A 12996-nucleotide genomic window follows, 5' to 3' on the forward strand; every position below is an offset into this window, starting at 1 on the left:
GCCGAGACGCCCCATGACCAAGCGCACCCTGGAAGGAACAAGCCGCAAGCGCAAGCGGGTGTCCGGGTTTCGGGTGCGGATGCGCTCCCACACCGGACGCCGCGTGATCCGCACCCGCCGCCGCCGCGGCCGTGCTCGTCTGGCCGTCTGAGGCCTGCTGAAGGGAGGCCCCCGCCCCATGGCCCTGCCCCGGGATCTGCGCCTGCGGGGCGACAAGGCCTTTGATCATCTGTATCGCAAGGGCCGCCGTTTTCATGGCACCTACCTGGTGCTGCGCTCAGTGGTGGGTGAGCCCTCGCTGTTGCGAGCTCCCCTGGGTCAAGCGCCCCTTCAGGGCTGCCGCTGCGCCGTCGTAGTTAGCACCAAGGTGAGCAAACGCTCGGTGCGCCGCAACCGGCTCAGGCGCCTGCTGCACAGTTGGCTGAGTGAACGCTGTGGTCAGTGGCCCGCTGATGGCCACGGCCTCTGGCTGCTGCTGAGCCTCAAGCCGGGCTGCGTTGAAGCCAGCCCCGAGGCCTTGCTGGGAGAATGTTTCGAGCTGTTCCGCAAGGCAGGCCTGAGCCCATGACCGTTGAGGTGACCGAGACCACGTTTTACGAGGGAGGACCGGCCCGCGGTGATCTGCTGTTCAACCTGCTGTTGGGCCTCACCCTGATCGGCATTCCCTTCGCGGTGGCCGCCATCGTGCGGGCCCTCTGGCTGCGCTTCCGCATCACAAGCCGACGGATTTCCGTCAGTGGTGGCTGGCTTGGCCGCGACCGGACTCAGGTGGTCTACAGCCAGGTGCGGGAGGTGCGCTCGGTGCCCCGCGGCTTCGGGGCCTGGGGCGACATGGTGCTGGTGCTCAGCGATGGGGCCAAGCTCGAGATGCGCTCCATGCCCCGCTTCCGCGAAACCGAGGCCTACATCCTTGAGCAGATGGCCCGTCGCAGCGGCTCCAGGCCCTCTGCCGACGTCAAGGGATTCGCCGACCCCCAGGCCGCCAGTGCCTGACCCCCGGACCCAGACCTCCCGCCCACAGCCTCCGGGCGGGATTTGCCCGCATTGGCAGCACCCTGATCGGCTGCTCGGGCACACTGGCTCAAACCCTCACCCTTCCGCCGCCTCCCCGCTGTGATCGGCTACATCTCCGACAACCTGCTGCTGCCCATCCTCGATTTCTTCTATGGGCTGGTGCCGAGTTACGGGCTGGCGATCATCGCCCTCACCGTGGTGATCCGGCTGGCCCTCTTCCCCCTGAGCGCAGGCTCGATCCGCAGTGCCCGGCGCATGCGCATCGCCCAGCCCGTGATGCAGAAGCGTCAGGCGGAAATCAAGAGCCGCTACGCCAGCAACCCCCAGAAGCAGCAGGAGGAACTGGGCAAGCTGATGAAGGAGTTCGGCAGCCCCCTGGCCGGCTGTCTGCCGCTTTTGGTTCAGATGCCGATCCTCTTCGCCCTTTTCGCCACCCTGCGCGGCTCACCCTTCGCCGATGTGCCCTACACCCTCAACCTCAAGGTGTTGCCGGCCGACCAGATCGCCGCAGTGGAGGCCAAACCGTTCAACAGCGGCAGCCACTCGATCTTCATCACCGAAACCAGCCATGTGCCCGTGGTCGCCAGCCTTGAGGCCGGCACCAAGCTCGGCATCGGCGACTCAGCCCAGGTCAACCTTCACACCAAGGACGGCCAGTCCTTCAGCAGCGTGCTTGAAGGGGTGGAAAACGGCTCCAAGTACATGCCGGCCTGGCGTGTGAGCAAAGGCGAGGAGGTTGTGCGCGTCAGCGAGTCCGGGCTGATCGAGGCGATCGCCCCTGGTGATGCCACGGTGGAGGCCACGGTGCCCGGCCTGGCGGCCCGCAGCGGCTTCCTGTTCATCAAGGCCCTGGGCCAGGTGGGCTTCTACACCGATGGGGCCGTGAACTGGGACATCGCCATTCTGGTGGGGGCCTTCGGCGCCAGCCTGTTCATCTCCCAGATCCTCTCGGGAGCCGGGATGCCGCCGAATCCTCAGCAGTCGACGGCCAACAAGATCACCCCCGTGATGATCACCGGCATGTTCCTGTTCTTCCCGCTGCCGGCCGGGGTGCTGCTCTACATGGTGGTGGCCAACATCTTCCAGGCCCTGCAGACCTTCCTGCTCAGCCGCGAGGCCCTGCCGGAGAACCTGCAGGACATCCTTGACCAGCAACTCAGCCAGCAGACCGTGGCGGTGGCTGCCAGCGGCGGCGGGGTTGAGCGTTTGCCCTTTGAGCCCAAGGGCAAGAAGTGATGGGGCGGCGCCCCTCGCCGTTGCCTGAACCATGCCTGCTGCGGCCCGTGCCCCTGCAGGAGCTCCGCGTGCAGCAGGACCAACGGCTATGGGCCGTGGACCAGCAGCTTGAGGATCTGGAGAGCCTCACGCCGGTGCGAGGCTGGCTGAGCGCCCGCCACGGTGAGCCGGTGCTGGAGGTGGAAGGGGAGGCCGAAACCGTCGTCAGCCTCTGCTGCGACCGCTGTCTTGGCCACTACAAGCACGTCCTGCGCTTCCGCGGCTCAGAACGGCTCTGGCTGGGGGAGGCCGATCAGCTGGCTGACGACCCCGACAGCGATCTGATCGAGAGCCTCGACCCCCGCGGCCATTTCGATCCGGCCCGCTGGCTGTTCGAGCAGCTGAGTCTGCAGCTGCCGCTGCAGAACCATTGCGGCGCCGACTGCCCCGGGCCGGCCCTGCCGGATCCAGCTGAGGCCAGCCCCGAGACCCCGTCCGCCGCCCAAGGGGAGCAGTCCAGCGATGCGCCCATCGATCTCCGCTGGGCGGCCCTGCGCCAGTGGCGATGAGTGAGGAGTGGGCCGACCAGCTGGATCTGTTGATCCGGGCGCGGGCGCCGATCCTCTGGATCCGCAGCCCCGAAGAGGAGCGCATCGCCACCTTGCTCAAGCGGGCCGCCCAACGCCTTGGCCATCGCACCCTGCTGCGCTGGGATTTCGTGGAGGGGCTCCAAGGGCTGCCGAACCGTGAGGGTGAGGCCAAACGCAACCCGATGGGAGCCTTGGAGGCGATCGAGAGTCTGCCTCCGGATCAGTCCGCGATCCTGCTGCTGCTCGATTTTCACCGCTACTGCGACGATCCCGGCATCGGTCGCCGGCTGCGCAACCTGGCCACCAGCCTGCGCCAGAAACCGCGCACCCTGGTGATCACCGCGCCGGAATGGCAGGTGCCGCGAGAGCTGGAGGAGTGCCTCACCATCCTTGATCTCCCCCTGCCCAATGCCGCTGAGATCAGCTCCCTGCTGGAGAGCATCGGCCAGGCCTGCGGCCATCCCCTCAACGCCGCGGTGCTTGAGCAGCTCAGCCACTGCTGCAGCGGCCTGAGTGAACAGCGCATCCGCCAGGTGGCGGCGCGAGCCCTGGCCCAGCGCGGCCAACTGGGCGAGCCGGATCTGGCGGAGGTGCTGGAGGAGAAGCGCCAGGCCATCGCCCGCAGCGAGCTGCTGGAGTACTGCCCCACCGAGGCCAGCCCCGCCGACATCGGTGGGCTGGAGGCGCTCAAGCACTGGCTGGAGCAGCGGCGGCTGGCCTTCAGCGACGAGGCCGCCGCCTATGGCCTGCCCCTGCCGCGGGGCGTACTGCTGGTGGGCCCCCAGGGCACGGGCAAATCCCTCACCGCCAAGGCAATCGCCCACAGCTGGGCCATGCCGCTGCTGCGCCTGGATGTGGGGCGGCTGTTCGCCGGCCTGGTGGGCGCCAGTGAGGCCCGCACCCGCGACATGATCCGTCGCGCCGAAGCCATGGCCCCCTGTGTGCTCTGGATCGACGAGATCGACAAGGGCTTCGGCGGCGACAGCCGCAGCGATGGCGGCACCAGTCAGCGGGTGCTGGCCAGCCTGCTCACATGGATGGCGGAGAAGCGCTCGGCGGTGTTCGTGGTGGCCACCGCCAACGGGGTGGAGAGCCTGCCGCCGGAGCTGATGCGCAAGGGCCGCTTCGATGAGATCTTCCTGCTGGATCTGCCCGATGCCACCGAGCGGCGCACGATTCTCGACCTGCAACTGCGCCGCCGCCGGCCAAACCACAGCATTCCCCTGGAGGTGGTGGTAGACCGCACGGCTGGATTCTCCGGCGCCGAACTGGAGCAGACGGTGGTGGAGGCGATGCACCTGGCCTTTGCGCAGCACCGGGAGTTCGGCGAGGCGGATCTGATCACCGCCGCCAGTGACCTGGTGCCCCTCTCGCGCACGGCCCGCGAGCAACTGGAGGCCCTCAAGCAGTGGGCGAGCAGCGGTAGGGCTCGGCCGGCCTCCCGCCTGCTGCGCTGAGGCAACGGCGGGCGATCAGGCCCTCCTCATCGGCAGGAACCCGCACCAGCTCTACGTTCCCAAGCCAGCCCATGGAGGCCTTCAGATCGGCGAGGAGTTCAGCGTCGTGTTCGCCGATGCCGCCGCTGAGGGCGATCACATCCACGCCCCCCAGGTTGGCCGCCATCGCCCCGATACCCTCCAGCAGACTGTGGCGGAACACGGCGATGGCCAGCCGGGCGCCGTCGTGGCCCGTGGCGGCGGCCTGGCGCAGCTGGCGCATGTCGGAGCTGAGGCCGGAGAGCCCCAGCAGGCCACTGTCCCCCTGCAGCCCCTGCTCCAGTTGCTCGGGCGTCAGCCCCTGCCGCAGCAGCTGCAGCAGCACACCCGGGTCGATGGAGCCGCTGCGGGTGGCCATCACCAGGCCCTCCAGGGGGGTGTAGCCCATGGTGGTGGCCACACTGCGGCCATCACGGATGGCGCAGAGGGAGCAGCCGGCACCGAGGTGGCAGCTGATCAGCCGCAATGGCCAAGGGGGGGGCTGGGAACCGGCCGACCAGCGGCGGCTGATGGTTTCACTGACGTGCTCATGGTTGAGGCCGTGAAAACCGAAACGGCGCAGACCCAGCTCCCGCCAGGCCTTCGGCAGGGCATAGGTGCGGGCCTCAGCCGGCAGGGTGCTGTGGAAGGCCGTGTCGAAGCAGGCCCACTGGGGCAACTGGGGGCGCCAGTGGCTCAACCAGCGCATCACAGCCAGGGCGGGTCCGTTGTGCAGGGGTGCCAGGTCGATCAGGGCCTCCAGCGCCTCCAGTACCGGGGAGCTCAAGGGGGTGGGGGCGGTGAAGAGCTCACCGCCATGGACGACCCGGTGGGCCGCCAGCAGCAGATCCCAATCCAACGACTGCAGGGCAGCGGGCAGCCAGCCCTCCAGCACCTCCTCGATCGAGCCGGAGGACGGCTGCCAACGGCGCTGCTCACGCCAGAGGCAGCAGCCTTCGGCGGAGAACAGCCCAGCTTTAAGGCTGGAGCTGCCCGCATTCAGCACCAGCGCCGTGACCCCGAGTGCCGCAGGGTGACCCAGGTCGACCATGCCTAGCGCGGGCTGGGAAGCGACCAGCGCCAGTCGGTCACATCAGGCGAATCCATCCCGTGGGTGTGGGCGTACTGGCGATGGCCGAGGATGGCCTCCTTCATCCGCTCCTTGACGTGGGCGGCACGGGAGCCGAGGCCGGGCACCCGGTCGATCACATCGATCACCAGATTGAAGCGGTCGATCTGGTTGTTCATCGCCAGCTCCAGCGGTGTGTTGATGTTGCCCTTCTCCTTGTAGCCGCGCACGTGGATGTTGGAGTGGTTGGTGCGGCGGTAAGTAAGCCTGTGAATCAGCCACGGGTAGCCGTGGAAGTTGAAGATCACCGGTTTGTCGGTGGTGAACAGGCTGTCGAAATCCCGATCCGAGAGGCCATGGGGGTGCTCGCTCGACTGGGTGAGGGCGAAGAGCTTGACCACGTTGATCACCCGAATCCGCAGCTTGGGGACCTCGTGGTGGAGGATCTCCACCGCTGCCAGCACTTCCTTGGTGGGGATGTCACCCGCACAGGCCATCACCACGTCGGGTTCATCGGGTTCATCACCACGGTCATCGTTGCTGGCCCAGCCCCAGAGACCGATGCCCTTGGCCACGTGGCGGCGAGCCTGCTCCAGGGTGAGGTACTGCAGATGCTTCTGTTTGTCGGAAACGATGATGTTGCAGACGTTCGTTTCCACCAGCGCCTCCTCGGCCACCGCCAGCAGGCAGTTGGCGTCGGCCGGCAGGTAGACCCGCACCACATCGCCGCTCTTGTTGCCGGCCAGGTCGATAAAGCCGGGGTCCTGGTGGGTGAAGCCGTTGTGATCCTGACGCCAGACGGTGGAGGAGATCAGGCAATTCCAGGGCGCGATCGGTGCACGCCAGGTGGCATGCAGGTTGCAGGATTCCAGCCACTTGGCGTGCTGGTTGAACATCGAGGCGATCACATGAGCAAAGGCCTCATAGGTGTGGAAGAAGCCGTAGCGCCCGGTGAGCAGATAGCCCTCCATCATTCCCACCAGGGTGTGCTCGGAGAGCATCTCCACCACCCGGCCGTTGCGCGCCAGTTCGCTGCCATTGAGGTCTTCGGGGAGGAACTCCTCCATCCACACCTTCTTGCTCACCTCATAGATGGCCTGCAGCCGGTTGGAGGCGGTTTCATCGGGGCCGAACACCCGCAGGGAGTCGGGGTTGCGCGCGATGGTGTCGCGCAGCAGGGCTCCGAGAGGGGCGGTGTTCTCGTGCTCGATGTGGCCTGGCCGCTCGACGTGCACGGCATGGTCCTCGATCGGCGCCAGCCGCAGGCTGCGGCGCAACCGGCCGCCATTGGCGTGGGGGCTGGAGCCCATCCGCCGCCCGCCCTTCGGGGAGAGGGCCTGCAACTCGGGCCTGAGGGTGCCCTCGGCGTCAAACAGCTCCTCGGGGCGGTAGCTGCGCAGCCAAGCCTCGAGCATGGTCAGTTGCTGGGGATCCTTGTTCGGTGCCGGCAGGGGCACCTGGTGGGCCCGCCAAAAGTTCTCCAGCTTCTTGCCGTTGAGCTCCTTGGGGCCGGTCCAACCCTTGGGAGAGCGCAGCACGATCATCGGCCAGGCGGGCCGCACGGCCTCGCCGCTCTGGCGGCACTCCTGACGCACCCGCTGGATGGTGGCGATGGCCTGGTCCATGGCGGCGGCCATGGCTTGGTGCATCTCCGCAGGCTCGCTCCCCTCCACCAGGATCGGATCCCAGCCGTAGCCGCGCATCAGGTTCACCAGCTCCTCGCGGGGGATGCGGGCCAGCAGGGTGGGGTTGGCGATCTTGTAGCCATTGAGGTGCAGCACCGGCAGCACGGCGCCGTCGCTGATCGGGTTGAGGAACTTGTTGATGTGCCAGGAGGTGGCCAGGGGGCCCGTCTCAGCCTCGCCATCACCCACACAGGCCAGGGCGATCAGATCGGGATTGTCGAAAACGGCGCCGCAGGCATGGGAGAGCACGTAACCGAGCTCACCACCCTCATGAATTGAACCCGGAGTTTCGGGCGTGCAGTGGGAGCCGATGTGGCCTGGGAACGAAAACTGCTTGAAGAAGCGCTGCATCCCGCCGCCGTCCTGCGACTTGTCGGGATAGACCTCGCTGTAGCTGCCATCGAGGTAGGTGGGGCCCAGCACCCCAGGAGCTCCATGCCCTGGCCCCGAGAGGTAGATCATCTCCAGGTCGTGGTGGCGGATCACCCGGTTGGCATGGGCCCAGATGAAGGCCTGGCCGGGGCTGGAGCCCCAGTGCCCCAGCAGGCGGGCCTTGATGTGCTCAGGTTTGAGCGGCTCGGCCAGCAGGGGGTTCTCCCGCAGGTAGATCATCCCCACCGCCAGGTAGTTGGCGGCGCGCCACCAGGCGTCGAGGAGCTGGAGCTCCTGGTCGTGGTCCATGGCCATGCCTGATGCCCTTCGCCTGTTCAGTGCAGGCTCACACGGGCCTTCGGCTTTGCCACATCAAGTGTATCGACGCTGACACCAGCGAGGCAGCTCAGCGACAGCAGGCCTTGGCCCGCCAGGAGTTGATCTCATTCCCAGTCGAAGGTAAGCAGGCGCCGACCCGGGACAAGGACACGGGCTTCTTCGAGCAGCGCCTGGATCACCTCCAGGCTGGCATTGGGATGAAGGCGCATGCCTTCAACGATGTGGCGGACATCGTCGCTGGTGAGGCCGACGCTGAGCACCCGCTGGTTGAGTTTCTCGCGAAACTCCTGCAACAGCGCCTGCTCCTCGGAAGTGAGAGGTTGGCGGTCGGGGTGGTTGATCTCCATGGGCCATCGGCGGTGCTCACTATGGAAAGCATGGCCTCCATTCCCCCCCAGTCCGCCAGCGTTCGTCAGCGAACCTGGTTGGGCCCTTGCCGCCCAGACGATTTCGCCCTGTAACGAAGCCCAACCCCCGGTAACGAAACCCCTGATCCCCGCTGGTGCCTTCAAAAAGGCTCCCTACGTTGCTCCTCAGTTGTGCCCTGTCCTGTGGATCGTCCATCAACCGCCACCCAGATCGTCGTCGCCTGTCTTGGAGCCGGTGTCGTCACCAGCTTCGCCGTGGCCCAGGGACAGAATCCCCTCACCGCCCTCGGCATCACCCTTTTCTCCGCAGTGGCTGCGGTGATGGTGGGCCAGGTGCTCTGACGATCAGTCCTCTAGACCTTGGCGTAAAGGCCCGCCCAGTGATCACTGGGCGGCCGGTTGAATTGAATGATATAGATCTAGTGGCTCGAGATCTATTGGCTGGCATCGCGCATCTTGCCAACGAATGCCTCTTCAGCCTCTTTGCTGGCTAAAGCACCATCGTCGACGATGATGATCCGGTCGGCCACGTCCAGGATCTTGTTGTCGTGGGTCACCATGATGATCGTGGTTTTGTGATTGGTGGCCATCTCGCGCATGAGGTTGACCACATTCCGGCCCGACTCCTTGTCAAGGGCGGCGGTGGGTTCATCGCCGAGCAGAATCTTCGGTTGTGCCACCATGGCCCGGGCAATCGCTACCCGCTGTCTCTGTCCACCGGAGAGATTGGCAGGGAAGTAGTCCTCGCGATCGCCGAGTCCCACCTTCTCGAGCATCTCAGCCGCCAGCCGGTCCATGTCGTTATCGTAGTATTGATCGTGCAGTTCCAGAGAGAGCCGCACGTTCTTTTTGGCATTGAGGAACATCATCAGGTTGTGGGCCTGAAAGATGAAACCAACGTTGAGGCGCAGCTTCGCCAGTACCTCCTTGCTGGCTCCATGGAGTTCCTCACCGAGGATCTTCAGGCTGCCGTCCTGGCATGCCCGCAAGCCGCCGAGCATGGTGAGCAGGGTGGTCTTGCCGGAACCGGAGGGTCCTGTGCAGATCACAATCTCGCCTGGCTGGATGTCGAGAGTGATGTCCTTGAGGGCGTGCTTGCGGCTATCGCCGCTGCCGAACCAGTGGTTCACGTGATTCAAGGAGATCACAGGCTCGTCGGCAGGTGCGGCGGTGGATTCAGAAGACATCAGCAGGATCGAGTTCCACAAGTTTGCGGGTGGCCAGGGCGCCGGATCCCACGCACATCACGAAGGTGAGGATCAACACTTGCAGGGCCCGGGTCAGGGTCATGAACACCGTGAGCTTGGTGACGTTGGCCAGCAGGCTGTAAAGACCCATGGAGATGATCACACCCGGCACGAAGCCGATCACCGCCAGAATGGCTGATTGCTGAATCACCACGCTGATCACGAAGGAATCGGTGTAGCCCATCGCCTTGAGGGTGGCGTACTGCGGCAGATTATTCATCACGTCACCGAAGAGGATCTGGTACACGATGATGCTGCCTACCACGAAGCCCACCAGAACTCCGAGGGAGAAGATGAATCCTACCGAGGAGTTGCGCTTCCAGTAGTTCACCTCCAGCTCGGCTAGTTCATTGCGGGTGAGCACCTTGACGTCTTTCCTCATCAATGGCTGCAGGGCGGACTGCACGGCGGTGGCGGAGGTGCCTGGCCGCAGGCGGATCAGGCCCAGTTGGACCATGCGGCGATCCGCCTTGGGAAACATGTAGAGGAAGGTGTTCTCGCTGACGATCAGATTGGCCTCGGCCGCGAAGGTGGCCCCCATCGAGAAGGTGTCGATGATGCGGATTGATTTGCCATTGATCTCCAGTGGATAGATACCATCACGCTTCACGACGCCGGCAACATCGCCGTACTGCTTCTTCGAGTTGCGATCAAAAAGGGCATTGCGCAGCGGCTGCAGCCCGAAAGGATCGTTCTCGAGTTCGGGAAAGGCGAGCGAAGGCTTGGTAAGGTCCACACCGAAGGTGTAGATGTCGTACGACTGGCGCGTGGCAGGCGTAATCCAGATTCCCCGCGAGATGCGCAGTGGCGACACGCTCTCCACTCCCTCCACCCCGAGGGCCTGGTAGAGGCGGCTGCGTTGGAAGTTCTGCAGCGAAGCGAAGTTGCTGTAGCCCTCACTCACCATCACCAGATCGGCACGGAGGCGGTCGATGGGTTTGCGCTGGCTGTTGTAGAGGCTGTCCAAAAGACCCAGCTGAAAAAACATCAGCAGGTTGGAGAAGCTCACGCCCGCTAGGGCGATCATCATCTTCACAGGGTTGTTGGTGACCTGCAGCCAGGCCACCGGCGTGCGCTTCAGTAGCTTGCGCAGGGGGCTGATCATCGTGCCGGTGCCGGGGTGGCGGTGGCCGTTTTGGGGTCGAACACCACGTTCACCTGCAGATTGGAGGCGTAGCCGATCCGCTTCTGCTCCGCTTCGTTGAGCTGAAGATGCAGCTTCACCTCGAACACACGCTGGTCCTGATTCTCTCCAGGTTCACCGGCGAAGATCGTCTGCTTCTGTACCTGGGGAATCACCTGAAACACCTTGCCCTTGAGGCTGCCTTCAATCCCGTCGGCGGTGATGGTGGCGCGCTGGCCGATGCCGATCATTCGCATGTCGGTTTGATAAACCTCCGCCGTCACAATCATGCGGCTGGTGTCAGCCATCTCGAGGATGCCCTGATCGCTCACCTTGTCGCCGGGCCTGGCGTTGATCTTGAGGATGCGGCCGCTCTGGGGTGCCCGCACGGTGGCGAAGCCAAACTCCTGTTGGGACCGGTTGCGGGCGGCCAGAGCCTTGCGCAGTTCGTTGTTGGCGGTTGTGACATCCTGCGGACGCACCTCCTTGATCTGCTCCAGGGTCTGCTTGGCACTTTCGATATCGGAGCGGAGGGTGAGCAGGGTTCCTTCGCGGGTTTCTATGGCCTTGGCCAGATCAGCACGGCTGGTCTCATCACGGGTGCGGTATCGATCCCGCTCAAGCGCCGAAACGCTGCCACTGGCATAGAGGGAGTCATAGCGCTGCCTCTCAACCCGTGACTCGGCGGCTCTGGCCCGGGCGGAATTGACAGACTGATCCTGGGCCAGTTTCTGGGCGGCCAGCTTGCGCTCCAGGCTCTGGACATTGAACTCCTGCGCCCGGATTTCTCCCTGCTTGGCGCCAGCCTGCACCTGGGCCAGCTTGCTCTGGGCCACGGCCACGTTCTCGCTGGCCTCGTCGTAGGACGCTTTGAGGGTGCCGTAGCTGTTCAGCCGGGCCAGAGGGGTTCCTTCCTTCACCCAGGTGTCCTCCTGAACCAGGATCTCCTCGATCCGATCGCCGCTGAGGGAGCTGGACACCGACACCTTGCGGATCTTGGTTTCGGGCTCGACGCGACCGAGGGCAGAGACCCGTCTTGATGCGGCCACAGGGGGAGACTCGCTCGCTTTCGGCTGGCAGCCGCCCAGCAGGGCCGCGCCTCCCCCGGAGGCCATCAGCGCAGAGAGCAGCAGGCCAACGGGGATCCGCCCGCATGCCTGGCGTCGGAGGCGCTGAACCAGAATTCGATCACTCACAGGGCCACATCGAAGGCATGGCCACAGAACAGATCAGATCGCCTCAGGACCATCATCAGGAGTTCTGCAAGAGTTGTAATTATTCTACCGGAACGCATGCTTGAACAGCAGAATTGTGCTTGCAACGCCACGAACAGCCGCGCAGCTGACGTGAGTCGCTGTCGCTCAAGGTCGCTTCAATCATCAAGAAAGAGAGCAAATTCTGCCTGCTCGAAGGTGCTCAGTGCCTTGATCCGTACAGCAAAAACAGACCGCACTGTGCCGATCGTTCCCCGCTCCACCAGTTCAGAATCCTCAATCAATTCGGAATGAAGCATTCACCATTTGAATTCCCTCAGGCTGCATCCACAGGGTCGTGCAGGTGGTTTCGACAGCAGACGCCTGGACGTGCCTTGGCACCCGTTGATAGGGCCTGTCACTGAAGCTTTTCGCTGACGCGATCCTGGCGAACCCAGCTGCCATGCTTCCGGAGCGTCACAGTCAGCCCGTGCTAAGCGACCGTGTTGGGCCAGATCAGGGGACACTCACCCCAGAGCAGCTGCGGCAGCTGATGCCGGCCCTGGCCCACAAGACCTACTTCAACTACGGAGGCCAGGGGCCGCTGCCCACGCCCTCGCTGCAGGCGATCACAGCTAGCTGGGAGCAGATCCAGGAGCTGGGGCCATTCACCGCAGACATCTGGCCGTGGCTAGAGCGAGAAGTGGGAGGGTTGCGGGGAGCGCTGGCTGCGCTCTGCGGGGTGCGACCCGAGCGTCTGGCCCTGACTGAGAACGTGACCAGTGGCTGTGTGCTGCCCCTGTGGGGATTGCCCTGGCTGGCCGGCGATGAATTGCTGATCAGCGATTGCGAGCATCCGGGCGTTGTGGCCGCCTGCCATGAGCTCGCCCGCCGAGAAAAGCTGACGATCGCCACCCTGGCGGTGAAGGGCCTGCGGGGGGACCTGGCCAGCACCAACGCCTCCGTGCTGGAGGCTCTTGAGCACAGCCTCACCCCAACCACACGCCTGGTGGTGCTCTCGCACCTGCTCTGGAACACCGGTCAGTTGATGCCGATCGCAGCGGTGGCTCAGCGGCTGGGGGAGCACCCGCGTTGGCCCTGGCTGCTGGTGGATGCGGCCCAGTCGGTGGGGAGCTTGCCGCTGGCCGAGCGTGGGGCTCAAGGCTTCGGAGCTGGTGCGGCATCGATGTCCGACATCTACGCCTTCACCGGCCACAAGTGGTGCTGCGGGCCCGAGGGTCTGGGGGGTGTGGCCCTCTCGGAACGCCTGCTCAACGAGTCGCAGCCCACCCTGGGCGGCTGGCGC

The 12996-nt window shown here is 65.0% G+C and carries 14 protein-coding genes; 8 read left to right on the forward strand and 6 right to left on the reverse strand.

Features of this window, described 5'->3' with window-relative positions; all coding sequences use genetic code 11:
• Positions 1-13 precede the first annotated feature (13 nt).
• The 6 genes from rpmH (at position 14) to KBY67_RS11970 (ending at position 4276) form a co-directional block, all read left to right on the forward strand.
• Positions 14-151, forward strand: a complete 138-nt coding sequence (rpmH, locus tag KBY67_RS11945) for a 50S ribosomal protein L34 (protein WP_006170261.1) — start codon at positions 14-16, stop codon at positions 149-151.
• Positions 152-178: 27 nt separating this feature from the next.
• On the forward strand, positions 179-568 hold the full coding sequence (gene rnpA / locus KBY67_RS11950; RefSeq protein ID WP_255111267.1) for a ribonuclease P protein component: 390 nt from the start codon (positions 179-181) through the stop codon (positions 566-568).
• Positions 565-993, forward strand: a complete 429-nt coding sequence (locus tag KBY67_RS11955; RefSeq protein ID WP_255111268.1) for a PH domain-containing protein — start codon at positions 565-567, stop codon at positions 991-993. Before rnpA ends, KBY67_RS11955 begins: the two co-directional genes overlap by 4 nt.
• Positions 994-1113: 120 nt before the next feature.
• Positions 1114-2250, forward strand: a complete 1137-nt coding sequence (gene yidC / locus KBY67_RS11960) for a membrane protein insertase YidC (RefSeq protein ID WP_255111269.1) — start codon at positions 1114-1116, stop codon at positions 2248-2250.
• Between the two features lie 20 nt (positions 2251-2270).
• Complete coding sequence (locus tag KBY67_RS11965; protein ID WP_255111270.1) at positions 2271-2798, forward strand: DUF177 domain-containing protein; 528 nt, start codon at positions 2271-2273, stop codon at positions 2796-2798.
• On the forward strand, positions 2795-4276 hold the full coding sequence (locus KBY67_RS11970) for an AAA family ATPase (RefSeq protein WP_255111271.1): 1482 nt from the start codon (positions 2795-2797) through the stop codon (positions 4274-4276). The genes KBY67_RS11965 and KBY67_RS11970 overlap by 4 nt, the downstream gene beginning before the upstream one ends.
• On the opposite strand, the gene KBY67_RS11975 is transcribed toward KBY67_RS11970, so the two are convergent.
• From KBY67_RS11975 to KBY67_RS11985, 3 genes are all read right to left on the reverse strand, one after another.
• The gene (locus KBY67_RS11975; protein WP_255111272.1) at positions 4221-5345 is read right to left on the reverse strand and encodes an acetate/propionate family kinase; all 1125 of its coding nucleotides are present in this window, start codon (positions 5343-5345) and stop codon (positions 4221-4223) included. The two genes, KBY67_RS11970 and KBY67_RS11975, sit on opposite strands and share 56 nt — an antisense overlap.
• A gap of 2 nt (positions 5346-5347) precedes the next feature.
• Entirely contained in the window at positions 5348-7729 is a 2382-nt protein-coding gene (locus tag KBY67_RS11980) for a phosphoketolase (RefSeq protein ID WP_255111273.1), read from the reverse strand.
• A 134-nt stretch (positions 7730-7863) separates the two neighbouring features.
• A complete protein-coding gene (locus KBY67_RS11985) occupies positions 7864-8106 on the reverse strand; it encodes a hypothetical protein (RefSeq protein WP_255111274.1) in 243 nt (80 codons plus the stop codon).
• Positions 8107-8310: 204 nt separating this feature from the next.
• Here KBY67_RS11985 and KBY67_RS11990 point away from each other — a divergent pair, with 204 nt between their 5' ends.
• Positions 8311-8469, forward strand: a complete 159-nt coding sequence (locus tag KBY67_RS11990; RefSeq protein ID WP_255093049.1) for a hypothetical protein — start codon at positions 8311-8313, stop codon at positions 8467-8469.
• Positions 8470-8561: 92 nt separating this feature from the next.
• On the opposite strand, the gene KBY67_RS11995 is transcribed toward KBY67_RS11990, so the two are convergent.
• Genes KBY67_RS11995 through KBY67_RS12005 form a run of 3 tightly spaced genes read right to left on the reverse strand, consistent with a single transcriptional unit; the run spans position 8562 to position 11612 of the window.
• Positions 8562-9314, reverse strand: coding sequence for an ATP-binding cassette domain-containing protein (locus tag KBY67_RS11995; RefSeq protein WP_255111275.1), 753 nt, complete (start codon positions 9312-9314; stop codon positions 8562-8564).
• Positions 9304-10479 (reverse strand): ABC transporter permease DevC, encoded by a 1176-nt coding sequence (devC, locus tag KBY67_RS12000; protein ID WP_255111276.1) that lies wholly within the window; start codon positions 10477-10479, stop codon positions 9304-9306. The genes KBY67_RS11995 and devC overlap by 11 nt, the downstream gene beginning before the upstream one ends.
• Positions 10476-11612, reverse strand: coding sequence for an efflux RND transporter periplasmic adaptor subunit (locus tag KBY67_RS12005; protein WP_255111277.1), 1137 nt, complete (start codon positions 11610-11612; stop codon positions 10476-10478). The genes devC and KBY67_RS12005 overlap by 4 nt, the downstream gene beginning before the upstream one ends.
• 631 nt (positions 11613-12243) lie before the next feature.
• Here KBY67_RS12005 and KBY67_RS12010 point away from each other — a divergent pair.
• On the forward strand, positions 12244-12996 hold a 753-nt coding region (locus tag KBY67_RS12010; protein WP_255111278.1), incomplete at its 3' end, for an aminotransferase class V-fold PLP-dependent enzyme.

The organism is Synechococcus sp. RedBA-s (genome assembly GCF_024345495.1).
Taxonomy (GTDB): domain Bacteria; phylum Cyanobacteriota; class Cyanobacteriia; order PCC-6307; family Cyanobiaceae; genus Regnicoccus_A.